Source organism: Brevundimonas alba, from assembly GCF_011927945.1.
In the GTDB taxonomy this organism is placed as follows: domain Bacteria; phylum Pseudomonadota; class Alphaproteobacteria; order Caulobacterales; family Caulobacteraceae; genus Brevundimonas; species Brevundimonas alba.
In genome coordinates this window covers 417869-441294 of sequence record NZ_JAATJM010000001.1, presented here as the reverse complement: position 1 = coordinate 441294, position 23426 = coordinate 417869, and the positions used below count along the sequence as shown (strand labels likewise).

Below are 23426 nucleotides of genomic sequence, written 5' to 3'. Positions count from 1 at the left end.
CCATGCCGAAGAGCCCGCCCAAGCCTGCCCTGCGCCTCGTTCCCGGGGACGCCGAAATCTATGACCTGATGCGCACGCCGGAGACCACCTCCGAACGCGTCAGGCGGCTGCAGATGGAAGCCCGCGCCCTCGCCGTCGAACAGGTCGAGGCGCTGGAGCGGGTGCTGCTGGAAGCTTCGCGGATGGCCCGTGAGATCGCAGAGGGCGGCGATGCCTACCCGGTTGGAGCGCGCGAAATCGCCGGCCGCCTGTCGTCGGACCTCCCGGCCAAGGCCGAGACCCTGAAGGCTATCGTCGGCCGCGCCCTCTAGGCCGGCCGGGGCTCCCGCCGCTCGCGAATGCGGCGCGCCAGGCGGAACACCACGACGGCCAGCAGGACCAGCACCAGCGGGATCACGATCGGCGCCAGGAAGGCGAGGATCACCGTGAAGAAGGCCAGCACGTCCTCGATCAAGGACACCACCGGATTGCCGAGGCCGCCGGTGGTCGCGGTCGATCCCACCCTCACGCCCGTCTGGGCCGCGTTGAACGCCAGCGCCGCCGGCGCGCCGACGATCAGCCCGGCGACCGCCGCCATGGTCGGATCGACGGCCCAGAACACGCTGCCCGCCGCGACCGCTCCCGCGACCGGCCGCGTCACATAGCCGATCGCGTTCAGGCCGTGATCGATCGCCGGCACCTTGTCGCCGAGGAACTCCGCGCCGGTCGCCACCCCCAGCGCCGCTATGGCGGGCCATGACACCAGCCAGTCCATCTGGTCGATCAGCCGAACCCCGAACATCTCGAACCGCGCCGCCAGCGCCAGCATCAGCAACGGCAGAAAGGTCCGCAGCCCGGTCGCCGACGCCAGCCCCAGTCCCAACAGGGCGGGCAGCACCCAGACCTGCAGCGGCCCGGCCGCCGCGCCAAGCGCCTCCATATCGACCTCGGGCATCGTCCGCTCCTTCAACCGCTCCGCTACAATGCGCGGGAACACCCGGCCGCTCCATCGACTTTGTCTTGATCCCCGAGACAGGAGCCGAACCATGGACGACCGCTTCGAGACCCGCGCCGAAACCATCGCCGAACAGGAGCGTAAGATTCAGGCGGAGATCGACGCCAAGGCCTCCGAAGGCGGCGGGTCGAAGGACGAGGGCGCGGTTCAGGCGGGCGCACGCAAATACCCCGAACCGCCCTTCCCCGAGCAGCACCAGCGCAAGCCCGGAGACGAGGCCGCGCTCGATCCCGCGCCCATGTACGACGCGCCGTTCTGGAAGGGCTCGGGCAAGCTGGAAGGCATGGCCGCCATCATCACCGGATCGGACTCCGGCATCGGCCGCGCGGTCGCCGTGCTGTTCGCCCGCGAAGGTTGCGACGTCGCCATCTGCCACCTCGATGAAGACAACGACGCCGCGGACGCCAAGGCGGCCGTCGAGGCCGAAGGCCGCCGCGCCATCGTGCTCAAGGGCGACGCAGCCGACCCGGCCTTCTCCGAGGCGGCTGTGAAAGCGACTTTGGACGCCTTCGGACGCCTCGACGTGGTCGTCCCCAACGCCGCCTTCCAGGAACATGTCGAGGCGCTGGAGGACCTGACGCTCGAGCATTTCGACCGGACGCTGAAGACCAATCTCTACGGCTACTTCAACCTTGTGAAGGCCGCCGTCCCGCACATGAAGTCGGGCGGCGCCATCGTCATGACCGGTTCGGTGACCGGCATCATGGGCAACGACAACCTGCTCGACTATTCGATGACCAAGGGCGGCATCCACGCCTTCGCGCGCTCCCTCGGCACCCATCTCGCGCCCAAGGGGATCCGCGTGAACGTCGTCGCGCCCGGCCCGGTCTGGACCCCGCTAAATCCCGCTGACCAGGAGCCGGAGAAGGTCGCGAAATTCGGCTCGAAAACCGTGATGAAGCGTCCGGCCCAGCCCGAGGAGATCGCGCCCGCCTACGTCTTCCTCGCCTCGCCCCAGTGCTCCAGCTACATCACCGGCGAAATCCTGCCGATCATCGGCGGCTACAGCGGCGGCTAGGCGACCACGTCGTCGTATTCCCGGTGCCGCTTCAGCCAGACGACGGCGTAGCTGCACCGGGGCGCCAGCTTCAGCCCCTCGGCCCGCGCGTGCTCGGCCAGAGACTGCATGAAGGTTCCCGCGGCCCCGCTGCCCCGCAGCGCCGGATCGGCCTCGACGTGAAGGATCACCCGGGTCTCGCCCTTCACCGCATAGTCAGCGAAGACCGTGCGGATCTGGCCGTCGGCGTCGGCGAAGCCCTGCTCGAACCGCTGGTCGGCTATGACGTCACGGAGATCGGTCATGGCTTGGAACTCCCTGTCCATATGTTGGCGCGGCGACTCTGGCGGCAACACCGGCAGCGTTGGTCCGTTCCTCGCCGATCAGCGTCTGCGACGATTTCGCCGGGACCTGTCGCAGCAAGGCCTCAGGGGACGCGGTCGCCCAACAGCGCAATCAGGCCGAAGACGCTCTTCACCGTGAACCAGACGCTGATCAGGAACCAAAGCAGCAGGAACAGCAGCAGGAACGGAATACCGATCAGGATCATGCTGCCGACGATGCTCACGCCGATCGCGATCCAGCAGGCGATCGTCCACCAGAACACCGACCAGAACAGCCGGATTTGCGCGTTCAGATGTTCGAGCGCGACGCCGGATGCGGAGCTCCGTCCGGCATAGGCCACCACCAGTCCGACAAGCACCAGCACATTGGCGCTGGGGATCGACAGGATGAAGAGCGCCCACGCGATCAGCGCGGCGACCTTGCCCTCTTCGGAGCCGCCCGACTTGAAGATCGGTTCGTGGTTCGGAGGCGTGGAGGTCATGGCGAGGTCCCCTTCAGATCCACCAGCCGCGCGGATTGGCGATCGGGCGTCCGGCTTTCAGCGCCCAGACGCCGGCGGCGCCGCGGGCGACCAGCCACAGGGCGGCGAAGAACATGATGGCCGGGCCGAGCCCGAACGGCACCAGGAAGAAGATCAGACCCACGGCCACAGCCACCGCCGCGGTCCAGAGCGTCCGCTGCTGATAGAGGAAGTGCGACAGCGACAACGGGTCTTCGGGTCCGGCCCGGCCCGTGACCGCGAGCAGGCCGATCAGCGCCGAGGCTCCCAGCGTCGGGATGGCGAAAAGGATCAGCGCGTAGACGGCGTACAGGCCCATGCCGCCTCCCGGAATGCCCTTGGGTTCGCGCGGCCCCGGGCGGGCGGAGAACCCGGGCGAGGGTTCGAAGGCGGACGCGGCGACGGGAGCCTCGTACGGCCGCGGTGCGGGTTCCGGCGCGGGAGCCGGCGCGACAGGTTCGGGTTCGATCGGAATGGTGGTGGCCACCGACGCAGTGAACAGATCGTCCTCCGGTTCCGGCGGAATCCGCCCCGCCTCTGACGGGCGTTGCGGCTCGGCGGGGCTTCGAACACGGCCCTGCAGCGACGCCGGCGAGGCGAAGCCGATCAGGTCGTCGTGATCGTCGGGATCGTGCGGATCGCCGGGTTCGGCCATCAGGGGTCCTTCGAGTCCTTGGGTCCAGAATGACGGTCTGCCGCGACGGGCGCAACCGCCGAACGCGCCGCTTCAGCGCGCCAGCGTCACTTCGCAGCCCGGAGCGGCCGCGCCGTCCAGCGCCCCGGGCTTTTCGATGCGCACCGCGCAGCGTCGTACGCGGCTGTCCGACAGCATGGCGACGGCCAGCCGCTCGGCGAAAGTCTCCACCAGACCGACATGACCCTCGGCGGCGATGCCGCGGGCGGCCTCGGCCACGGTCTCGTAATTGATCGTATCGGCCAGCCGCTCGACCGCCGCCGGCGTGAGGTTCAGTGTGACGTCGATGACCAGTCGCTGCAGCCGGCCCAGCTCATGATCGTGCACGCCGATGCCGGCCTCGACCTCCAGTCCGCGCACGAACACGGTGAGGGCCTCACGGCGGATGCCCGGTGCGGCGTCGGCGCCCGGAAAGGGCACGGGGGATGAGGCTGCCACGGGCTACTCCACGATGTCCGGGGTTTTCCAGGCGAGATGCTGGCCCCCGTCGACGGCGATCATCTGGCCCGTCACCAGTTCGGCATCCACCAGCCAGCGCACCGCCGCGGCCACGGCCTCAGGGCTGCCGGCGCGGGCCAGCGGCGTGGCCTCGGCCTCGGCCTGAAACTCTTCGGGTGTTTGATGCGTCGACGGCAGCGTCGGCCCCGGCCCGACGCCGTTGACCCGGATGCGCGGCGCCAAAGCCTGCGCCAGCGTCCGCGTCGCCCACCAAAGGCCGTTGCGCGACAGGGCGTAGGAAATGAACCGCGGATCCGGTTTCAGCACCCGCTGATCCAGCAGGTTGACGATGGCCGCCCCGTCCGGCGCCTGTTCGGCGAAGGCCTCGGCCAGAACGATCGGCGCACGCAGATTGGTTTCCATGTGCGCGTCCCACGTGTCCCGCGACAGGGAGCCGACCCGGTCGTCTTCGAACACCGAGGCGTTGTTGACCAGCACCGCCAGCGGGCCGAGCGCGGCGGCCGCATCGGGGATCAGCCGCCGGGTCGCGGTCTCGTCCGACAGATCGGCGCTTACTGTGGTGGCGCGGCGGCCCAGCGCCCGCACCTCGCCGGCGACGGCCTCGGCCTCATCGGCCGACGAACGATAGTGGATGAGGATGTCGAAGCCGGCCCGCGCCAGCTCCAGACAGATGGCCCGGCCGATGCGACGGCCTCCGCCGGTGACGAGGGCGGCGCCTGAGCGGGCCGCGGGCTCAGTCAACCCGGCCGAACTCGATGAAGTTGATCGCGGCGAGAACGGCGACGAAGCCGAGGATGATGAAGAGGGCCAGCATGCGATGCTCCTTGTTGGGCCCGGCAATAAAGCGCGCGGCCCGGCTGTTCAAGAAGGCGTCAGGCCCTATCGTTCCGGGATGACGACGTGGCGCACCCGGATCGAGCCCTTCACCCGGCCCCTGTTCTTCGCGGTCGCCCGGGCATCGCGCGGCATGACGCTGGGCGTACGCGGCGTCGCGGTGGATGCGCATGGTCGCGTTCTGCTCGTCAAACACACCTATCTGCACGGCTGGTGGCTGCCCGGCGGCGGTGTCGAACGCGGCCAGACGGCGGAGGACGCCCTGATCCGCGAGATGCGCGAAGAAGCGGGCTTGATCGTCGAGGGCCGGCTGGCGCTGCTCAGTGTCCACTCGAACGAACGCCATTTCCGCGGCGACCACGTGCTGGTCTACCGCATCGACCGCTTCACCCTGACCGACCGCACGAGCCACGGCGAGATCGCGGAGGTCGGCTGGTTCGACCCGCACCATCTTCCCGAAGACACCCACCGCGCGACCCGGGATCGGCTGGCGGAGGTTTTCGCCGGTGCGGACCGCGCCGCAAGCTGGTAGCGAGAGCCCATGAATCCGATGCTCCTCCCCATGATCGCCGTCATCCTCGCGGGCGGCGCGACCGCTCTGCAGGCGCCGACCAACGCCCGGCTGATGACCGCCGTCGGCTCGCCGGTGAACGCCGCCTTCGTCTCCTTCGCGGTCGGCACGGCGGCGCTGGGCATCCTGGCTATGTTCCTGCAGGCGCGGCCCGACATCGCGGCGGCGCGGAACCTGCCCTGGTACGCCTGGGTCGGAGGGCTTTACGGCGCAGTCTTCGTCGTCGCCGCGGCTTGGGGCGTGCCGCGCCTCGGCGTCGCCCTGACCATCACCCTGATGGTGGCGGGTCAGCTGTTGATCGGCCTGATCCTCGACCATTTCGGCGCATTCGGCATGCCGGCGCACCCGATCAACTGGGGCCGGATGGCCGGCGTGGCGCTGGTCATCTGCGGCGTCGTCATGGTCCGCAAATTCTGATCGTCTGCTGACGCTACGCCGCGCGCCGTAACCGCCTATATTGCCGCCGATGACCGAGGAGACGATTCCCGCAGACGCCGAGACGCTGAAGGCCGCCGAGCTGATCCGCGACGAGGCCCGGCGCGCGCCCGACAAGCCCGGCGTCTATCGCATGTATGGCGAGGACGGGTCCTGCCTCTACGTCGGCAAGGCGCGCTCCATCAAGAAGCGCATCCTCCAGTACGCGCAGGGCCGCTTCCACACCCAGCGCATCGGCCTGATGGTGTCGCTGACCCGCTCGATGGAGCTGGTCGTCACCGCCTCGGAGACCGAGGCCCTGCTGCTCGAATCCAACTTCATCAAAAAGCTGAAGCCACGCTTCAACGTCGTGCTGCGCGACGACAAGTCGTTCGCCGAACTGATGATCCGCCGCGACCATCGCGCGCCGCAGGTCCGGAAACACCGCGGGGCCCACACCATCAGGGGCGACTATTTCGGGCCGTTCGCCTCGACCTGGGCGGTGAACCGGACCCTGACGACCCTGCAGAAGGCCTTCCTGCTGCGGTCCTGTTCCGACAGCGTCTATGAGACGCGCACCCGGCCCTGCATGCTGCACCAGATCAAGCGCTGCTCCGCCCCCTGCACCGGCCTGATCTCGCTGGAGGACTACGGCGGTCTGGTCGACGAGGCCGAGGCCTTCCTGCGCGGCAAGTCGCGCGCCGTCATCGGTCGGCTGTCGAAGGAGATGCAGGCCGCCTCCGACAACATGGATTTCGAACAGGCCGCGCGCGTCCGCGACCGCATCCGCGCCCTCTCGGCCATCGCCATGGAGAACTCCATGACGGCCGAAAGCGTCGCCGAGGCCGACGTCTTCGCCCTGCATTCCGACGGCGGACAGGCCTGCGTGCAGGTCTTCTTCTATCGCGCCGGCCAGAACTGGGGTGGCCGCGCCTATTTCCCGCGGGTTGATCGCACAGACACCGATCCGGAAATCCTCGCCGCCTTCCTCGGCCAGTTCTACGAGGACAAGCCGGTGCCGCGGCAGATCCTGTCCAACGTCGTGCCACACGAGAAGGAACTGCTCGAAGAGGCCTTCTCCATGAAGGCCAAGACGGTTGATGGTCGCCGCGTCGTCAGCATCGAACGGCCCCTGCGCGGCGACCGCAAGGCGCTGGTCGATCATGCCCTGACGAACGCCCGCGAGGCTCTGGGCCGCCGCATGGCCGAGAGCTCGGCCCAGGGCAAGATCCTCGACGACATGTGCGAGGCCTTCGGTCTGGAGAACCGGCCCGAGCGGATCGAGGTCTACGACAACGCCCACATCCAGGGCACCAACGCCGTCGGCGGGATGATCGTCGCGGGCCCCGAAGGCTTCCGCAAGAACCAGTACCGCAAGTTCAATATCCGCGGTGAGGACCTGACCCCCGGCGACGACTACGGCATGATGCGCGAAGTCATGCGCCGGCGCTTCAACCGGCTGGTCAAGGACGAGGACGAGGGCGAGGAGGTCGAACGCCCCGACCTGCTGCTCATCGACGGCGGCGCGGGCCAGTTGGCCGAAGTCCAGGCAGTGCTCGCCGACCTCGGTCTGCACGAGATCATCGCCGTCGGCGTAGCCAAGGGCCCCGACCGCGACGCAGGCCTCGAACGGTTCTTCGTTCCGGGCAAACCGCCCTTCATGCTGCCGCTGAAGTCTCCCGCGCTCTACTACATCCAGCGGCTGCGCGACGAGGCGCACCGCTTCGCCAATGGCGCGCACCGCACCCGCCGCTCGATGGACATCAAGAAGAACCCGCTCGACGAGATCGAGGGCGTCGGTCCCGGCCGCAAGAAGGCCCTGCTGCACGCCTTCGGCTCGGCCAAGGGCGTCTCTCGCGCCTCGGTGGTCGATCTCGAGAAGGTGGAGGGCATCAACCGCGCCCTCGCCGAACGCATCTACGCCTTCTTCCGCAAGGCGTGATCTCGTCCTAGAACCGGCCCATGTCAGACGAATCCGCCGACGCCCTGCTTGCGGGCTACCGCCGTTTCCGCGAAGGCCACTGGGCCGAGGCCAAGGCGGACTATGAGGCCCTCGCCACCCACGGCCAGCGGCCGCACACCCTGGTGGTCGCCTGTTCCGACAGCCGCGCCGACCCGGCGCTGATCTTCGACACCGCCCCCGGCCAGCTGTTTGTCGTCCGCAATGTCGCCAATCTGGTGCCGCCGTATCAGCCCGACCAGCGCCTGCACGGCGTCTCGGCGGCGCTCGAGTTCGGGGTCAAGGTGCTGAACGTCTCGCGCATCGTCGTCATGGGCCACGCCCACTGCGGCGGGGTGAACGCCATGCTCAACGGCGCGCCCGAGAACTGCCAGGACTTCGTCGCCCCCTGGGTTGAGCAGGGCACCCCCGCCGTTCGCCGCGTGGCCGAAGCCGTCGAGCCCGACGAGGTCGAACAGGCCGCCGAGGAGGCCGTCGTCCGCCTGTCCCTCGACAACCTGCGCACCTTCCCGTGGATCGCCGAACGCGAGGCCGCGGGCGACCTGACCCTCACGGGCCTGCATTTTGGAATCGCCGACGGCATGCTGCGCGCCTTGACCGGTCCGGGCCGTTTCGAAACGCTCTAGCCTCGCCTGACGCATCGAAGCGTGGCACATCGGCGTTGAAGCACGGATGCCGAACATGACCCCCACCCACCACGCCAATCCGATCCCCAACATTCTGACGGGGCTGAGGCTCATCGCCGGGGTGGTGATGTTCCTGATCCTGGCGGGCGCCGCGCCGCAGGGCATCCCCGTGCTGTCGGACTATCTGAGCCCCGACGACCAGTTCCGCCTCGGCCGCACGGCCTTCGCCATCTTCGTCGTCGCCGCCTCGACCGACTGGGTCGACGGCTATCTGGCCCGTCGCTGGCACGCCACCACCCGCTGGGGCGCAATCCTCGACCCGATCGCGGACAAGGTTCTGGTCACCGGCGCCATTCTCGGCGTGCTGGCCTGGGGCTCCGTCGCCCAAAGCGCCATTCCCTGCGGCCTGATCCTGTTCCGCGAGTTCGCCGTCTCGGCCCTTCGCGAGACCGTGGCCGGCAAGGTCAAGCTGCCGGTCACCCTGTTGGCCAAGTGGAAGACGGTGCTGCAGATGATCGCCCTGGGCGCGCTGCAGATCGCCCTGCTGTGGGACGGCTTCGGCTGGCCGCTGGAATGGCAGCCCCACTTCCAGACCTTCGCCTACGTTCTGATCTGGGGCGCCGCCCTCGTCACCCTCTGGACCGGCTGGCAGTATTTCGCCAAGGCCCAGCAGAAGATGAGCCAGCTCTAGACGAACGCCGTGCCACTCCCCTCCCCATAAAGGGAAGGGAGATAGCGAGCGTCACTCCGCCCCGAGCTCGTCCACCAGCCGCTGCATGCCGTAGACGTCCCGCAGGGCGGCGGTGACCGCGCCCGTCGTCACGATCACCGAGCGGTTGACGTTGCGGTCGTAGCCATAGGCGTTGCGCTGGGTCAGGACGGTCGAGTCGAAATTGGCGCCGACAATCTCGCCCGCTGCGTTGACGACGGGCGAGCCCGACGAGCCGCCGATGGTGTCCGACGACACGGTCATGTCCAGCACGGTATCGGCCGGGATGCGCTCGCGCGCCGCCAGCAGTTTCGGAGCGACGTCGAACGGCGCCGCCCCGGTCGCCCGGTCCCACAGGCCGGCGAAGGTCGTGAAGGGGGCGAAACGTTGCCCCGGCACGTCCGAGCCCTCGATCTTGCCGTAAGTCAGGCGCAGCGTGCCCGTGGCGTCCGGATAGACGGCGTCGCCGTAGACCTGGAACCGCAGCGTCGCCAGCCGCTCCGAGGCCTGATCCGTCGGGGCCTGCACCCGCGTCTCCCAGTCCGAACGGACCGCGCGGGTCTCATCCTGGATCGACAGCAGATACTGGATCATCGGATCGTCGGACGCTTCGACGGCCGCCAGCCCGCCCTCCCAGAGCGCTCGTCGCACCGCCGGGTCCGCCAGCTTCGTGCCCTCGACCAGACGCGCCGACAGGCCTTCGGGCGACTCCTGGCCCAGCAGGCCGCGCACCGCGGCGTTATCGACCGTCAGCCATTCGCGCGTCTTGGACAGCCACCATTCCATCCGCACCTGCTCGAGATCCGGATAGACCGGCCGTTCGGCGAACAGGCCCGCCTGCACCGCGGCCAGACGGCTGTCGGCGTATTCGGGCAGGCGCTCGGTCGACGGTTTCGCCCGCTCCTGCGCGCCCCGCACCAGGGTGCGCGCCCACAGGAACAGTTGAGAGCCGCCGGCGACCTGGGTGGTGCCGATCCCGGTGCCGCCCTCAAGCAGGGCGTAGGGGGCGTAGAGCTCGCGCAGGGCGGGCTGCACCGCGGTCAGGTCGGCGAACGGGTCCCCGGTGCTCGACGCCTGCTGGAGCCGGCCCCGGAAGTCAGCCTCCTGCTGCGCCTTCATGGCCATGAAGGCCGGATCGGTCAGCGCGCGCATCCGGCCGAGGCCGCGCTTGTAGGTGTTCTCGAGACCGACGATCGGATCCATCGCCTCGAAGGCATGGCGCTCGCTTTCCTCGGAATAGCGGATCAGACGGCCGCGCAGTTCGGATGCGATCAGCTGGTCCATCGGCAGGACCACGTCGCGCACGGTCATCAGCTGGTCCTGCGTCAGCAGGCGCTGCGTGGCGCCCGGGCTGCCCGACACGAACACCGGCGTGCCCTCGACCGGCTTTGCCGCATTCCACTTGAAGTGCGTCGGCGTCGCCGCCGGCTGGCCGTTCTCGTACAGGCGGATGAAGGCCGCATCGATGGCGAAGCGCGGGAAGCTGAAATTGTCCAGATCGCCGCCGAAGGTCGCGGCCCGGTCCTCGGGCGCATAGGCCAGCCGGACATCGGTGTATTTCTTGTAGGTGTAGAGCTTGAACTGGCCGCCCCTGTACAGGCTGACGACCTGGCAACGCCGGTCGGCCGCGCCGCCGCAAGCCTCCGTTTCGATCCGGCCGGCCTCGGCATTACGGGCCTGTGTGAAGGCCGCGCCGGTCAGCCCCTCGCCGGCCTTGTGCATCCGCTCGGTAACGTCCGTGATTTCCGTCAGGATTTCGGCCGAGTCGCCGGGGCATTTCACCTCGTCCTCGCGGCGGCGGGGCGTGAAGCCGGTCTCGGCGTAGTTGATCGCCTGGGTCGACAGGTTGGCCACGCAGGTGGCGACGCAGTGGTTGTTGGTCATCACCAGCCCCTCGCCGGAGACGATGCCCGCCGAGCAGCCGCCGAACTTGACCGAGGACAGCCGCACCCGATCCAGCCAGGCCTGATCGATGTTCGTACCCAAGGCCTGATTGGCCCGGGCGATCGGGAAGTTGTCGAACGTCCACATGCCTTCGTCGGCCTTCGCGGCGCTTCCGGCAGCGAGGGTCATCAGGGCGGCGGCGAGGGCAGGGGTAAGGCGCATGTCTGTCTCCTTCCTTCTCCCGTTGCGGAGAAGGTGGCCCGCGGTGCGGGTCGGATGAGGGGGTCTTGCCGACGGTTGCCGACGTCGGCCGGACCATGAATGACGAAGGGGTCGCCCGGCAAGACCGGTGCGACCCCTCTTCCGCCAGGCTACGCCTGACACCTGCTCCCGCAGGGGGGGAGAAGGAGGGTTTACCGAACCCCCAACTCCTCCAGAACCCGCGGGTTCGGATAGACGTTGCGCAGGGCTTCCGTGATGGCCGCAGTCGAGACCGAGACCGTCCGGTTCAGCTCGGGGTCATAGCCATAGGCGCCGCCGATCGAGTGGATGTTGCCGTCGAAGGCCGCTCCGATCACCTCACCGTCCGCGTTGACCACCGGCGAGCCGGAGTTGCCGCCGATGATGTCGTTGGTCGAGGCGAAGTCGTAAACGACCTCCTTGTTCACCTTCGATTCGTTGTCGGCGAAGGCCTGGGCGAGGTTGAACGGTTCCGACCCGGTGGCCCGCTCATACAGCCCGCCCATGTAGGTGAAGGCCGGCACGGTCACGCCGCGATAGGTCCAGCCGCGCACGTCGCCGTATGACAGGCGCAGGCTGAAGGTCGCGTCCGGATACTGGTTGGTGCCGTAGACCGCGAACCGGGCTTGGGCGACCTTTTCGGCGGCCCGGGCGGTCGGTGCGTTGACCTCCGCGGCCCAGCGGTCGGCGATGGCGCGCGCCGCCTGATCGTTGCCGGCGACGAAGGCCAGCAGCGGATCGGCGGCCGACAGCTGCTCCACCGTCATGCCCACGGCCTGACGCCGGAATGCCGGGTCGGTCAGCTTGGTGCCGGAGATCAGGCGGTCGGCCAGCGCTTCCGGGCTTTCGCGGCCCAGCATCGCCTTCACCTGCGGATTGTCGACCGTCAGATACTCGCGCGTCTTGGACAGCCAGTAGCGCATCCGGATCTCTTCCATATCGGTCGAGACCGGCGTCTCGGCGCCGACCGCCTCGGACAGGCGGGCGCGCTGGGCTTCCGTCATGGTCGGGTTCTTGGCGGCGCGGATCAGGGTGCGGGCCCAGGCATAGAGCTGCGAGCCGCCGCCCGCCGAAGCCTCAAGCTGGCGGTAGGGCAGGTAGAGTTCGGTCGCGGTGGTCTGCACCCGCGCCAGATCGGCCCAAGGATCGCCGATCTGCTGCACGAGGTTCGGATCGGCCGCGACCTTGGCGCGCAGCTCGTCCTCCTCGGCGCGCTTGGCCGCCATGAACTCGGGATCGGTCAGGGCAGCCTGCTGGCCGTAGTAGACCTTGAAGCTGTTCTCCAGACCGAACACCGGATCGAACGACACCCGCTTGGCCTCGTCGCCGGTCAGCGAATATTCCAGCAGGCGGCCGCGCAGCTCCGAGTTCTGGATCAGGGTGACCGGCAGCTGCTGGTCGCGCAGCCGCTCCAGCTGGCTCATGGTCAGCAGGCGCGAGGTCGAGCCGGGGTTGCCCGACACGAATGTCACGTCGCCTTCCTTCGGCGCTTCCGGGTTCCACTTCAGGAACGTCGGTGTCTCCGCCGGCTTGCCGTCCTCGTAGGCCCGCAGGAACCCGGCATCGAGGGCGTAGCGGGGGAAGTTGAAGTTGTCGGGGTCGCCACCGAAGAAGGCGGCCTGGTTCTCGGGCGCGAACACCAGCCGCACGTCATCGTATTTGCGGAATTTGTGCAGGCTGTACTGCCCGCCGCGATACAGGCTGATCACCTGGCAGCTGAACGTGTCGTCGCCGGCGCAGGCCTCGTTCTGGATTTTCGTGATCTCGGCCTGACGCGCCGCGTTGAAGGCGGCGCCTTCCAGTCCCTGACCCGCGGCCTGGACCCGCGCCGTGACGTCGACGATCTCCGTCAGCACCTCGGCGGTCTGGCCCGGGCAGCGCAGCTCTTCCTCGCGGGTGCGGGCGGTGAAGCCGTTCTTCACATAGTCCTGCTGCGGGTTTGACAGCTCCTGCGAACAGCCGACGACGCAGTGCCAGTTGGTCAGGATCAGCCCTTCGGGCGACACGAACGACGCCGAACAGCCGCTGATGCGCACCGACGCCAGCCGCAGCCGATCCAGCCACGCCTGATCGAGGTGAGTGCCGTATTTCTGGTTCACCGTCTGGACGGGGAAGTTGTCGAACGTCCACATCCCCTCGTCGGCCATGGCGGCGGACGGAGCGGCCATCACAGCCATGGCCCCGCCGACGGCGGCGAGGGAGGCGGTCGTCGCGACCGCGGAACGAAGCGAACGAAGCATCATGCTCAAGCTCTCAGACGCCGGCTTCCGCCAGCATGAAGGGGGACACTAGCAAGCGCAGATGAACGTAGGCCATCCGCACGGCCTTAACCCGATTTAACTTGGCCCAAACCTATGGTCACGTCAGATACCCGTGAACACCGGGGGCCCGTTCGTTTCGATGTCGCTTGCACTCTCCACCCTGCTCTACGAGTGGCGCCGCTACATGGCGGCGATCGTGGCGCTTGCCTTCTCGGGCCTGCTGGTGCTGGCCCAGGTCGGCATGTTCATGGGCATCGGCAAGGCCTTCACCGCGACGATCGACCGCGCCCGCGCCGATGTCATGGTGCTGGCGCCGGGCTCCACAGGCCTCTTCAACGGTGGACCCTCGGGCGTCCCACGGCGGATCATGCCGGTGGTCCAGAGCCATCCGGACGTTGTTGCGGTGGCGGATCTGGATGGCTCTGGCGGCCGTTGGCAAAACGTTGTCGAAGGCGATGCGGCTCGCAAGACCGAGTTCGTGCAGGTCACCATCATTGACGCCGTGCCCGGCGCGGTGACCGTTCCCACCGACTATTCCAATGACCTGATCGAGGCGCTTCGCCAGCCGTTCGGTGTCGCTGTCGACGAGACCGCCCTTGGCCGCCTGGGTGTCAAGCTGGGCGACAAGGCCATCTACAACGGCAAGACGGTCCGCGTCGTCGCCGTCACCCGCGGCTACCCCAACATGATGCAGGCGGGCGTGGTCATGTCGCGCGACACCCTGCGCATGCTCGGCGAGGCCAACACCGGCGACCGGGTCGGTCCGCTGATGGTCTCGACCAAACCGGGCGCCGATCCGGAACACGTCGTCGCCCAGCTCAATGCCCAGTCGCGCGGGCAGTTCAAGGCCTGGACCCGGGCCCAGCTCGGCGAGGCCAATCAGGCGGCGATGTTCAAGGAGAGCTTCATCGTCATCATGCTGGGCTTCTCCCTCTTCCTCGGCATCCTGATCGGCGTGGCCATCACCTGGCAGACGCTGCGCGGAGCCATCATGGCCAATATCAAGGAGTTCGCCTCGTTGCGGGCCCTCGGAGTCTCGATGGGCTCGCTGCGCGCTGTGGTCATGGAGCTCAGCTTCTGGGTCGGCATCGCAGGCATTCTCGCTTCCGGCGTGCTGACCTGGGCCGTCTCCCTGCTGGCGACCAGCAGCGGCCTGACCATGGCCTTCCCAATCCCGATGGTCGCCGGCGTCTGCGTCATGCTGCTGGTCATCGCCCTCGCCTCCGGCTTCCTGTCGCTGGGCGTCCTGAAGAAGAGCCAGCCGGCGGACCTGCTGCGATGAACCCGAACACTGTCACTCACGGCCGGGCGGGGACCTCCGCCATCGACGCCAAGGGGCTGGTCAAGCGCTTCAAGACCGGCCGCACCTTCATCGAGGTTTTGAAGGGCGTCGACTTCGACGCGCGCCACGGCGAGATGACCATGGTCATGGGCCCGTCGGGATCCGGCAAGTCGACCCTCGTCGCCGCCTTGTCCGGCCTGCTGAAGCCCGACGAGGGGCGCGTGGATGCGCTGGATGTCGACGACCTGTGGGACCACTCGGCGGGCCGGATCGACAAGTTCCGTCTCGATAATTGCGGCTTCATCTTCCAGGGTTTCAACCTGTTCCCCGCGATGAACGCGACGCAGCAGGTCATGACGGTGCTGAAGTACCAGGGCGTCCCCAAGGATGAAGCCCGCCGCCGCGCCGTCGCCGCGCTCGAAGAGGTGGGCCTCGGCGCGCGTCTGAACCAGCGACCCGACTCCCTGTCCGGGGGCGAAAAGCAGCGCATCGCCATCGCCCGCGCCCTCGCCAAGGACCCCGCACTGCTGTTCGCGGACGAGCCGACCTCCGCCCTCGACGGCGAGAATGGCCAGGTCGTCATCCGCCTGCTCCGCCGCGCCGCCACCGAACACGGCGCTGCGGTCATCTGCGTGACTCACGACCCACGGCTTGAGGCCTGGGCCGACCGCGTCATCCATATCGAAGACGGGCGTATTCTCGACGACCAGCGCCGCACGCCCGATCCCAACGCCACTCTCGGCTCGCACTAGCGCGCCCCTGAAGGACCTCCTGACTATGCCCCGCTTCCTCAAGAACAAGTGGCTCTGGATCGGCCTGGCGCTGATCATCCTCGTCGTCGTCGGCTTCATGTTCATGCAGCAGGGCGCCGCCGCCAAAAAGGCCGAGCAGGAAAAGGCCGCCGCCGAGAAGATCGACAGCCCCTACGCCGCCATCGCCAACGGCAAGGCGGATGTGGAAGGCGGCATCATCCAGGTCGCCGCCCGCCGCGGCGGCGTCGTCCGCGCCGTCTATGTGCAGGAAGGCGAGCGCGTCGTCGCCGGGCAGATCCTCGCGCGTCAGGAAGACGACGAGCCGCGTCTGGCCCTGTCACGCGCCCAGGCCGAGGTCGCCCAGGCGGAGAGCCAGCTGCGCGCCATCCAGGTCGACATCAACACGGCCAAGCGCGAGCACGATCGCCTCGCCCGCCTCGTCGAAACCAACTTCGTCGCCGCCGCGCGCATGGACGAGGCCCGCGACCAGATCGCCGCGGCCGAAGCCCGCTACGGCTCGCAACAGGCCGCCGTCCAGACGTCCCGCGCCCGCCTCAACGAGGCCGCCTACAACCTCGAGCTGACGGTGATCCGCGCGCCCATGGATGGCCGCATCGTCCGTCGCTACGCCAATCCGGGCGCGGGCGCCTCGACCCTGAACGTGTCGAACATGTTCGATCTGGAGCCCAATACCCAGCGCATCGTCCGCGCCGAAATCGTCGAAGCCGACATCCCCAACGTGCGGGACGGCCAGGAGGTCGAACTGGTCTCCGAAGTCGATCAGTCGCGGGTCTATGTCGGCCGGGTTCTGCGCCGCGCGCCCCTGTTCGGCGCCCGCAAGCTCGCCTCCGAGGATCCGTCGCAACGCACCGACGAGCGGGTTGTCGAGGTTGTCGTCTCCGCCGACGATGCACCGCTGCTCATCGGTCAGCGCGTGCTGGTCAAGTTCATGAAGCCCGGCGAGCGCGCCGGAGCGCCGCGCGCCGTTGTCGGGGGTGTCACCGCGGACCGGGCCATGCAGGCGCCGGCGAAGGCGGGCTGATCCCCGCCGTCAGCGCCCGGTGAAGTCCGCCGGGCGCTTCTCCAGCACCGAGGCCACGCCCTCGGCGTGATCCTCCGTCATGTGGGCCAAGGCCTGCATGGCGGCGGTCATTTCCAGCATCTGGTCGAAATTCGCGTCGCGGCCCTGGCGCAGCAGGGTCTTGGCCATGCGCAGGGCGTGCGGCCCGTGCGCCGCGACCTTGCCCGCCATCTTAAGCGCCTCATTCATCAGCGCCTCCGGCGCCACCACGTGGCTGATCAGGCCCCAGCGTTCCGCCGTCGCGGCGTCGATCGTCTCGCCGGTGAAGAGCATCTCCGCCGCCCGCGCATAGCCGACGTTCCGCGGCAGGAGCCACGCCCCGCCGTCGCCCGGCAGTATGCCCAGCTTCAGGAACGGCACGCCGAACGACGCCTCGGTCGAGGCCAGCCGGATGTCCGCGAGCCCGGCGATGTCGCAGCCCAGACCCATGGCCGGTCCGTTGACCGCCGCCACCAGCGGAACTTCCAGCCCGTAGAGCGACCGCACGATCCGGTGCACCACACGGCGATAGCGCTCGCGGATCTCGGCCCCGGTCCCGGCGAACAGGTCGCGCCGGTCGCGCATGGCCTTCAGGTCGCCGCCGGCCGAGAAGGCCCGTCCCGCACCGGTGATCACCACGCAGCGCACCGCCGGATCGCCGTTGACCGCCGCGCACGCCGCCGCGAAGGCCTCGCCGTCCTCGAGGTCGGGCAGGGCGTTCAGCCGCTCGGGCCGCGACAGCGTCCATATCTCGATCGGGCCGCGTCGTTCCGTCTGGATCAGGGTCATCCGCCAGCAGTGCCCGATCTGGCCGTCGCCGACAATTCCCCACGGCGGATCGAGCCGCTACTGATGTCGCATGTCCGTCCCCCCGCCGTCCGGCCCGCCGCGTTCGATCGCCACGCCCTGCGTCAAGGTCTGCATCGTCGACGGCGCGTCCAGCCTGTGCCTCGGCTGCTGGCGCACCCTGTCCGAGATCGGCGGCTGGAGCGGCCTCACCGACGCGGAACGGGCGCGGATCATGGCCGAACTGCCGGAGCGGGAACGCGCCCGGCGCTGACCCTTCCCGTTTACCACCCGCCAACCATCCCTCTTCACCGCATCCCAACGGCGGCCGTGCGAGAGACAGGGTCATGCGGTTCGACCTGTCCTCCATGGCCGTCATGGCCCTCGCCGTCGCCTCTGCCCTCACCACCGCGTGGTGGATGGATCACGCCGGCCTGCGCAGTCGCGCCTGGGCCGCGACGCCCGTCGCCTCCGCCCCCGCCACCGGCCGCCCCGGTCAGGTGCTCAAGGCCGCCGACGGTCACTACTGGGCCGAGGCCGAGATCGACGGTCGCGCCGTTCGCGTCATGGTCGACACCGGCGCCAGCGCCGTGGTGCTGACCCGCGAGGACGCCGCGCGCCTTGGTCTGAAGCTGACCGCCGACGACTTCTCCGGAACCATCGTCACGGCGTCCGGCCCTGTTCGCGCCGCCGCCGTCCGGCTCAAGGCCGTGGCCGTCGCCGGCGCCCGCGTCGACGCCGTGGAGGCGCTGGTCGTCGAGCACGGCCTCCCGCATTCCCTGCTGGGCATGAGCTATCTCGGCCGTCTCTCCGCCTTCACCGCCACGCCGGCAGGCCTGACGCTGCGCCCCTAGAGCGCCTTCACCATCACCACCATCGCCGTGGCCAGCAGATAGAGGGCGAACGCCTTCCTCAGCACCCGCCGGTCCAGCGAATGCGCCAGCTTCGCGCCCCACGGCGCCACGGCCGTCGTCAGGACCGCCATCACCACCGCGCCGGGTACGTTGACATAGCCCAGCGACAGCGGCGGCCGTCCGACGGCGTCCCAGCCGAATACGACGAAGCCGACCGTCGCCGCCGCGCCTATGGCCACGCCGAAGCCTGAGGCGGTCGCCACCGCCTGATGGATCGGCCGGCCACACAGCGTCATCAGCATGCCTCCGAAGCTGCCGCCGCCAATCCCCATCATCGCGGAAAGTCCGCCGATCACTGTTCCGAACCCGCGCCGGCCCCAGCCCGTCGGCAGGTCCTTCCGCAGCACATACCGCTCCGGCATCAGCCCCATCTGCGCCGCCACCAGGGCGAGGCAAACGCCATAGACGATGGCCAGGCCCTCCATGGAGGTCAGCCCCGCCACCCCCGCCCCGACCAGGGCGCCGAAGCCGACCCAGGGTGTCCAGGTCTTCAGCACGACCTCGTCGACGGCCCCATGCGTCCGGTGCGCCTTCAGCGATCGCCACGACGTCGCGACGATGGTCATCAGCGAGGTGCCGATGGCGGTATGCAGATTGCCCTCGCCCCCGACCCCCAGCACCTCGAAGGCATAGAAGACGGCCGGCACGATCACCGTGCCGCCGCCCACGCCGAACAGCCCGGCGACGATCCCGCCCGCCAGTCCGGCGGCGACGAGCGCCGCCATCAGCAGCAGCATTTCGGACAGGGGCAGGGCGGTCATCGGGACAGCACTAGCCGACCGCGCCGCGCGAGGGGAGGGCGACCCGCGCCGCGGCCAAGGCAACCTTTCCCCTCCGAACCCCGTTCTTCCGGCTCCCCAGGCAACCGCCGGAAAGCCCCCTATGAACGCGATCCACACATTGTCGGCCGCCGCGGCCGGCGCGCTCGCCCTGTCCGCCGCCGGCGTAAGCCAGGCCCAGACGCCCTACACAAGCTATCAGTCCGGCCCCTCCGTGCCCTCCAGCTGCCGCAACGTGGAGCAGCTCGCGAACGGCTACGTCTCGGCGGAATGCCAGACCGACGGCGGCTTCCGCTGGAGCTCGATCCGCAGCGCCGACTGCCGCAGCGCCATCACCAACCGCAACGGCGTCCTCAGCTGCACCGGCGCCAGCGCCACGGTCGGACCGCTCTACCCGGACGACAACTACGGTTCGAACCAGGGCTACGGCACGGTTCAGGACCAGCCGGGCGGCGTCTTCGGCGCCCTGCTCGGCGCCCTGTTCGGCGTCCAGACCGCCGATCAGGATCAGGTGCTGGATCAGGACTGGAGCCGCGGTCGACGCCCGCTCTATCAGCGCCGCGCCGATCTCGACGCCCGGATCGAGGCCGGCGTCCGCGACGGCTCCATCAGCCGCACCGAGGCGGGGCGACTGCGCGCCGACTACGACGCCCTCGTTCAGCTCGAAACCCGCTACGCCGCCGACGGCCGCATGACCACGACCGAACGCAGCGACCTGCGCGAACGCTACCGCGCCCTGTCGCAACGCGTGGGCGACGAGCGCAATGACGGCGACACCGGCTATGGCTGGCAGCCCCTCGCCGACCAGCGCGCGGCCTTCAGTGCGCGCGTCGACGTCGCTATCCGCAATCGCGACATCACCCGGACCGAGGGAACCCGCCTGCGCTCCGATTTCGACGCCCTCGTCCGTCTCGAAGCCGAATATCGTCGCGACGGTCTGAGCAGCCGCGAGCAGCAGGACCTGACCACCCGCCTTGCCGACCTTGACCGCCGCGTCGGCGACGATGGCGGCTACGACAACGGCTCGTCCGGCTACGACCCCCGCGCCGCCGAGATCGAGGCCCGCATCGTGGCCGGCGAACGCAACGGCTCCATCAGCCGCACCGAGGCCACCCGCCTCCGCGACGAACTCCGCGACCTGACCCGCCGCTGGGCCGACCTTGAGGCGCGGGTCGGCGCCAGACGATAAACCGGCCCCGGGTTTCATCGGCGCGCACCTCCTCCCGCTTGCAACGTCCGGGCGAACCGGGCCAAGTGAGCGGAGGGAGGCGACCATGATCCTTGAGGTGTTGCTGGCCGTAGTCATGGCCTCTGACCATCCGGCGGGTACCCCGGCCGGTCAGCCGGCTGTTGCGCTGCATTCGCAGGCCGCGCCGGCCAAGGCGATTGGCGGGCTCTGGGAGCAACTGGGCGTCGCGATCCGGGCTGAAGATACCGCGGCGGCCCTTACCTCGGCCAAGGCGATCGCGGAGCACCCCGACTTTGCGGCCGAGACCGCGGAGCGACGCAGCCTGATCACGGTCCTGCTCGGACTGCTATATTCCGGTGAAGGTCAGGACGCAGCCGCCTTGCCCTATCTGATCGAGGCGTCGGAGCGGCCCGGCGCTTCGGTCGATGTCTGGTTCGCCCGCATCACGTCCCATGCCAGGACCGACGACCGGACGGCGGCGGCCCGCGCCACCGCCCGTCTCCTGGCGCTTCATCCTGACGTCGTCTCGAACCTTTCGAGCCCATTCATCCTGCAGATCGAAAACTCGGACGAGGTGGACCCGGACGCCGCGTTCGAGCTTCGACGCGCGCTCCAGGACGCGGGCTGGCGGGACCGCTTCGACAGCTGGATTTGGGTCCGTCTGATCGACGATCTCAGGGAGCGGGGCCGGGACGACGAGGCTGTTGAACTGGTCGGTCGCGTTACGGCGTCCGGCGCGCTGATGCACCTGCATGCGATGCGTCGCTACGACGATCTCCGCGGGGCGGCCGCCCTCGCGGATCTGGACATAGCTGCGATCCTGGAAGCCGAGCTGCAGACCAGGCGCACAGAAGCTGAGGCCAGCGGCGCGGAATTCGAAGCCCGCAACGCTTACGCCTCCGGCTTGTTCAACCGCGGCCGTTTCGATGAGGCGCTGGCGTTCACCGAAGCCACTCTCGCCCTGCCGGCGCCCGAACCGGCTACGGAAGACGACCGGTCCCTGACATGGACGATGGACGCCCGGGCCCGGGCACTCATGGAGCTCGGCCGCCGCGACGAAGCCATCGCCCAGATGGAGATTGCCGCAAAGCGTGATGAGGGTGGCGGGACCAATGTCAGCCAGACGATCAATCTGGGCTGGTTCTACCTGCGGGCCGGTGAAAACCAGAAGGCTATCGAGGCGGTGAAATCCCTTCAGGCGGGATCGGCATCGCCGTTCGGAATCATGCAGGCCATGCACGTTCGGGGCTGTGCCGGCGTCGCCTTGGGAGAGGAGCGGATCGCCGGACCGGCCTTCGCCCACATGGAGCAGAATTGGCGAGACGCCCCGCTGACCTGGGTCGAGGCGCAGGCCTGCCGCGGCGAATCCGACGGAGCCGCCGACACCTTACTGCGGATCCTCGGGGACGAAGACCTGTCTGACCGGGCCGTCGGCGCGATGCACACCTATCTTGTGAGCCAACGCGCTACCGAGTTCGACCGGCGGGTCGCCGACGCCCTGGCAGTCGCCGTCGCCCGGCCCGATGTGGTCGCCGCCCGCGACCGCATCGCCCGAGCGCTGGTTATCCCGACGCTGAGCAACCAGTTCTAGATCAGCAGCGCCCCTTCGTGCCTTAGCAGCCAGCTCTTCCGCTCCAGCCCGCCGCCGAAGCCGACCAGCGCTCCGTCGGCTCCGACGACCCGGTGGCAGGCCAGCACCAGCGGAATGGGATTGCGGTTCAGCGCCACCCCGGCGGCCTGCGCCGCGCCCGGCTCGCCCGCGCGCTTCGCCATCTCGCCATAGCTGATGGTCACCCCCGCCGGCACCTCCGCCAGCGCCCGCCAGACCCGGGCGTGAAACCCGTCGCCCGCGGCCGCGCCCTCCAGCGACCATGTCGCGCGCTTCAGGGCTTCCCTGTCGCCGTCGAAATAAGCCGCCAGCGTCCGCGCCAGCGGCGCCGGCGCCTCGCCGTCGTTCAGTGCCGCGTCCGGATACTCCCGCCGCATCGCCTTGATCAGCCCGTCCCCAAACGACAGCCCGCGCAGCACGCCGCCCTCGTCGCAAGCGAGTGCGAGCGGCCCGATCGGGCTTTCCAGCCATGACAGCGTCAATCGTTCGGGTGCGGCCGTCGTCATGTCCGGTTGGTCGCCGGCATCAGGGCGTTCAGTTCGCCCCAGCCGAGCGCCCCCTCCATCAGCGGCGCGGACTGCCCGTCCTCCAGGAAGCCGCGTGTCAGCGCCGCCGCCCGGCCCAGCGCTGCTCCGACGATGCCCGACCCCGCGCTCAGCCGCCGCACGCCCAGCCGCTCCAGCGTCGCCGCATCGGGCAGACCGGGGAAGGCCAGCAGATTCAGCGGCATCTCCGTCGCCGCGACCAGTTCCGCTATGCCCGCCTCGTCCGTCAGCCCCGGCGTGAACAGCCCGTCCGCCCCGGCCTCCCGGTAGATCGCGCCCCGCCGCGCCGCCTCGGCCACCCGCCCCTCCGCCTCGCCCACGCCTCTCAGCCAGACGTCGCATCGGGCGTTGATGAACAGCTCCGGCCCCACCGCCGCCCGGATGGCCACGATCTTCGCCGCCAGCAGATCCGGCGAGCCGCCGCCGTCCTCGATGTTGATCCCCTGCGCCCCGGCCTCGACCACCGTCCGGGCCGCCGCCGCCACTTCCGCGGGATCGTCGGAATAGCCGCCCTCGAAATCGACTGAGACCGGCAGGCCCTGCGCCGCCCGCACGACGTCGAGCGTGGCCTGCACCACCCGCTCGACGGGCAGGGCGTCGCCGTCCGGCCAGCCCAGCGCCCAGGCCACGCCCGCGCTGGTCGTCGCGATCGCCTTCGCCCCCAGCGAGCGCATCAGGGCCGCCGAGCCCCCGTCCCAGGCGTTGGGCAGGATCAGCAGGCCGGATCGGTGCAGGTCGCGGAAGGCGGTCATGGGAATCTCCGTCGGTTCGAACGCTAACATGGGCGGCGCCTCACGGCTCCGCTCGCGGTTTCCGGCCATCCTCACCGCCTCTGCTGCCACCCTGCTGTCAGCAGCCACCGGCGCGCCCGCGCGTTCACTGGCGAACCGCCGCCCCTCGCCCTAGATTGCGTTCATGAACCGTTCCAGTTCGCCCCCCAAGGGCTCCGCGCCCCGCGTGACCAAACCCGTCCACGTGCCCGGCCAGTCCATGGCCGAGGCCCCCGCCGCCTTTCTCCGCGAC

At 69.2% G+C, this 23426-nt stretch carries 27 protein-coding genes; 14 read left to right on the top strand and 13 right to left on the bottom strand.

Annotated elements, in window-relative coordinates:
• The first annotated feature begins 2 nt into the window (after nt 1-2).
• Entirely contained in the window at nt 3-311 is a 309-nt protein-coding gene (locus GGQ87_RS02120; protein ID WP_168045064.1) for a hypothetical protein, read from the top strand.
• On the opposite strand, the gene GGQ87_RS02115 is transcribed toward GGQ87_RS02120, so the two are convergent.
• Nucleotides 308-934, bottom strand: a complete 627-nt coding sequence (locus GGQ87_RS02115; RefSeq protein ID WP_168045063.1) for a DUF4126 domain-containing protein — start codon at nt 932-934, stop codon at nt 308-310. The genes GGQ87_RS02120 and GGQ87_RS02115 overlap by 4 nt on opposite strands.
• Nucleotides 935-1025: 91 nt before the next feature.
• Here GGQ87_RS02115 and GGQ87_RS02110 point away from each other — a divergent pair, with 91 nt between their 5' ends.
• Nucleotides 1026-2012, top strand: a complete 987-nt coding sequence (locus GGQ87_RS02110; RefSeq protein ID WP_168045062.1) for an SDR family oxidoreductase — start codon at nt 1026-1028, stop codon at nt 2010-2012.
• Here GGQ87_RS02110 and GGQ87_RS02105 read toward each other — a convergent pair.
• The 6 genes from GGQ87_RS02105 to GGQ87_RS15540 all read right to left on the bottom strand — a co-directional run bounded on the left by GGQ87_RS02105 (nt 2009) and on the right by GGQ87_RS15540 (nt 4853).
• Nucleotides 2009-2296, bottom strand: coding sequence for a GNAT family N-acetyltransferase (locus GGQ87_RS02105; protein WP_168045061.1), 288 nt, complete (start codon nt 2294-2296; stop codon nt 2009-2011). The two genes, GGQ87_RS02110 and GGQ87_RS02105, sit on opposite strands and share 4 nt — an antisense overlap.
• 122 nt (nt 2297-2418) lie before the next feature.
• On the bottom strand, nt 2419-2817 hold the full coding sequence (locus GGQ87_RS02100) for a hypothetical protein (protein ID WP_168045060.1): 399 nt from the start codon (nt 2815-2817) through the stop codon (nt 2419-2421).
• A gap of 13 nt (nt 2818-2830) precedes the next feature.
• Nucleotides 2831-3490: a hypothetical protein gene (locus GGQ87_RS02095; protein ID WP_168045059.1), complete on the bottom strand. Its 660-nt coding sequence runs from the start codon at nt 3488-3490 to the stop codon at nt 2831-2833.
• Between the two features lie 72 nt (nt 3491-3562).
• Complete coding sequence (gene folB / locus GGQ87_RS02090) at nt 3563-3967, bottom strand: dihydroneopterin aldolase (protein ID WP_342448284.1); 405 nt, start codon at nt 3965-3967, stop codon at nt 3563-3565.
• A gap of 3 nt (nt 3968-3970) precedes the next feature.
• Nucleotides 3971-4729 (bottom strand): SDR family oxidoreductase, encoded by a 759-nt coding sequence (locus GGQ87_RS02085; RefSeq protein ID WP_168045058.1) that lies wholly within the window; start codon nt 4727-4729, stop codon nt 3971-3973.
• Entirely contained in the window at nt 4722-4853 is a 132-nt protein-coding gene (locus tag GGQ87_RS15540; protein WP_280644089.1) for a hypothetical protein, read from the bottom strand. The genes GGQ87_RS02085 and GGQ87_RS15540 overlap by 8 nt, the downstream gene beginning before the upstream one ends.
• A gap of 27 nt (nt 4854-4880) precedes the next feature.
• Between GGQ87_RS15540 and GGQ87_RS02080 the strand changes: the two genes are divergently transcribed.
• The 5 genes from GGQ87_RS02080 to pgsA are packed head-to-tail and all read left to right on the top strand — an operon-like array spanning nt 4881 to nt 9084.
• A complete protein-coding gene (locus GGQ87_RS02080; protein ID WP_168045057.1) occupies nt 4881-5354 on the top strand; it encodes an NUDIX domain-containing protein in 474 nt (157 codons plus the stop codon).
• A gap of 9 nt (nt 5355-5363) precedes the next feature.
• Complete coding sequence (locus GGQ87_RS02075; RefSeq protein ID WP_168045056.1) at nt 5364-5810, top strand: DMT family transporter; 447 nt, start codon at nt 5364-5366, stop codon at nt 5808-5810.
• A 49-nt stretch (nt 5811-5859) separates the two neighbouring features.
• The gene (gene uvrC / locus GGQ87_RS02070) at nt 5860-7749 is read left to right on the top strand and encodes an excinuclease ABC subunit UvrC (RefSeq protein WP_168045055.1); all 1890 of its coding nucleotides are present in this window, start codon (nt 5860-5862) and stop codon (nt 7747-7749) included.
• 20 nt (nt 7750-7769) lie between these two features.
• Entirely contained in the window at nt 7770-8393 is a 624-nt protein-coding gene (locus GGQ87_RS02065) for a carbonic anhydrase (protein ID WP_168045054.1), read from the top strand.
• Between the two features lie 55 nt (nt 8394-8448).
• Nucleotides 8449-9084: a CDP-diacylglycerol--glycerol-3-phosphate 3-phosphatidyltransferase gene (pgsA, locus tag GGQ87_RS02060; protein WP_168045053.1), complete on the top strand. Its 636-nt coding sequence runs from the start codon at nt 8449-8451 to the stop codon at nt 9082-9084.
• Nucleotides 9085-9135: 51 nt separating this feature from the next.
• Here pgsA and GGQ87_RS02055 read toward each other — a convergent pair whose 3' ends face one another.
• Entirely contained in the window at nt 9136-11208 is a 2073-nt protein-coding gene (locus GGQ87_RS02055; RefSeq protein WP_168045052.1) for a S46 family peptidase, read from the bottom strand.
• A 191-nt stretch (nt 11209-11399) separates the two neighbouring features.
• On the bottom strand, nt 11400-13469 hold the full coding sequence (locus GGQ87_RS02050; RefSeq protein ID WP_168045051.1) for a S46 family peptidase: 2070 nt from the start codon (nt 13467-13469) through the stop codon (nt 11400-11402).
• A gap of 157 nt (nt 13470-13626) precedes the next feature.
• On the opposite strand from GGQ87_RS02050, the gene GGQ87_RS02045 reads away from it, so the two are divergent.
• Genes GGQ87_RS02045 through GGQ87_RS02035 form a run of 3 tightly spaced genes read left to right on the top strand, consistent with a single transcriptional unit; the run spans nt 13627 to nt 16563 of the window.
• Nucleotides 13627-14769: an ABC transporter permease gene (locus GGQ87_RS02045; RefSeq protein WP_168045050.1), complete on the top strand. Its 1143-nt coding sequence runs from the start codon at nt 13627-13629 to the stop codon at nt 14767-14769.
• Entirely contained in the window at nt 14766-15521 is a 756-nt protein-coding gene (locus tag GGQ87_RS02040) for an ABC transporter ATP-binding protein (protein WP_168045049.1), read from the top strand. The genes GGQ87_RS02045 and GGQ87_RS02040 overlap by 4 nt, the downstream gene beginning before the upstream one ends.
• Before the next feature lie 25 nt (nt 15522-15546).
• Nucleotides 15547-16563: an HlyD family secretion protein gene (locus GGQ87_RS02035; RefSeq protein WP_168045048.1), complete on the top strand. Its 1017-nt coding sequence runs from the start codon at nt 15547-15549 to the stop codon at nt 16561-16563.
• A gap of 9 nt (nt 16564-16572) precedes the next feature.
• On the opposite strand, the gene GGQ87_RS02030 is transcribed toward GGQ87_RS02035, so the two are convergent.
• Nucleotides 16573-17370: a crotonase/enoyl-CoA hydratase family protein gene (locus GGQ87_RS02030; protein ID WP_168045047.1), complete on the bottom strand. Its 798-nt coding sequence runs from the start codon at nt 17368-17370 to the stop codon at nt 16573-16575.
• A 70-nt stretch (nt 17371-17440) separates the two neighbouring features.
• Between GGQ87_RS02030 and GGQ87_RS02025 the strand changes: the two genes are divergently transcribed.
• Nucleotides 17441-17641 carry a DUF1289 domain-containing protein gene (locus GGQ87_RS02025; RefSeq protein WP_168045046.1) on the top strand — a complete coding sequence of 67 codons (201 nt, stop codon included), beginning with the start codon at nt 17441-17443 and terminating at the stop codon, nt 17639-17641.
• A 73-nt stretch (nt 17642-17714) separates the two neighbouring features.
• Nucleotides 17715-18221: a TIGR02281 family clan AA aspartic protease gene (locus GGQ87_RS02020; protein ID WP_245161397.1), complete on the top strand. Its 507-nt coding sequence runs from the start codon at nt 17715-17717 to the stop codon at nt 18219-18221.
• Here GGQ87_RS02020 and GGQ87_RS02015 read toward each other — a convergent pair.
• A complete protein-coding gene (locus GGQ87_RS02015; protein ID WP_168045045.1) occupies nt 18218-19042 on the bottom strand; it encodes a sulfite exporter TauE/SafE family protein in 825 nt (274 codons plus the stop codon). The two genes, GGQ87_RS02020 and GGQ87_RS02015, sit on opposite strands and share 4 nt — an antisense overlap.
• Before the next feature lie 121 nt (nt 19043-19163).
• Between GGQ87_RS02015 and GGQ87_RS02010 the strand changes: the two genes are divergently transcribed.
• A complete protein-coding gene (locus tag GGQ87_RS02010) occupies nt 19164-20249 on the top strand; it encodes a hypothetical protein (protein ID WP_168045044.1) in 1086 nt (361 codons plus the stop codon).
• The gene (locus GGQ87_RS02005; protein WP_168045043.1) at nt 20221-21840 is read left to right on the top strand and encodes a hypothetical protein; all 1620 of its coding nucleotides are present in this window, start codon (nt 20221-20223) and stop codon (nt 21838-21840) included. The genes GGQ87_RS02010 and GGQ87_RS02005 overlap by 29 nt, the downstream gene beginning before the upstream one ends.
• Here the strand turns inward: GGQ87_RS02005 and GGQ87_RS02000 are convergent.
• Nucleotides 21837-22364, bottom strand: a complete 528-nt coding sequence (locus GGQ87_RS02000; protein WP_168045042.1) for a methylated-DNA--[protein]-cysteine S-methyltransferase — start codon at nt 22362-22364, stop codon at nt 21837-21839. The genes GGQ87_RS02005 and GGQ87_RS02000 overlap by 4 nt on opposite strands.
• The gene (locus GGQ87_RS01995; RefSeq protein ID WP_209282376.1) at nt 22361-23155 is read right to left on the bottom strand and encodes an isocitrate lyase/PEP mutase family protein; all 795 of its coding nucleotides are present in this window, start codon (nt 23153-23155) and stop codon (nt 22361-22363) included. Before GGQ87_RS01995 ends, GGQ87_RS02000 begins: the two co-directional genes overlap by 4 nt.
• Between the last annotated feature and the right edge of the window lie 271 nt (nt 23156-23426).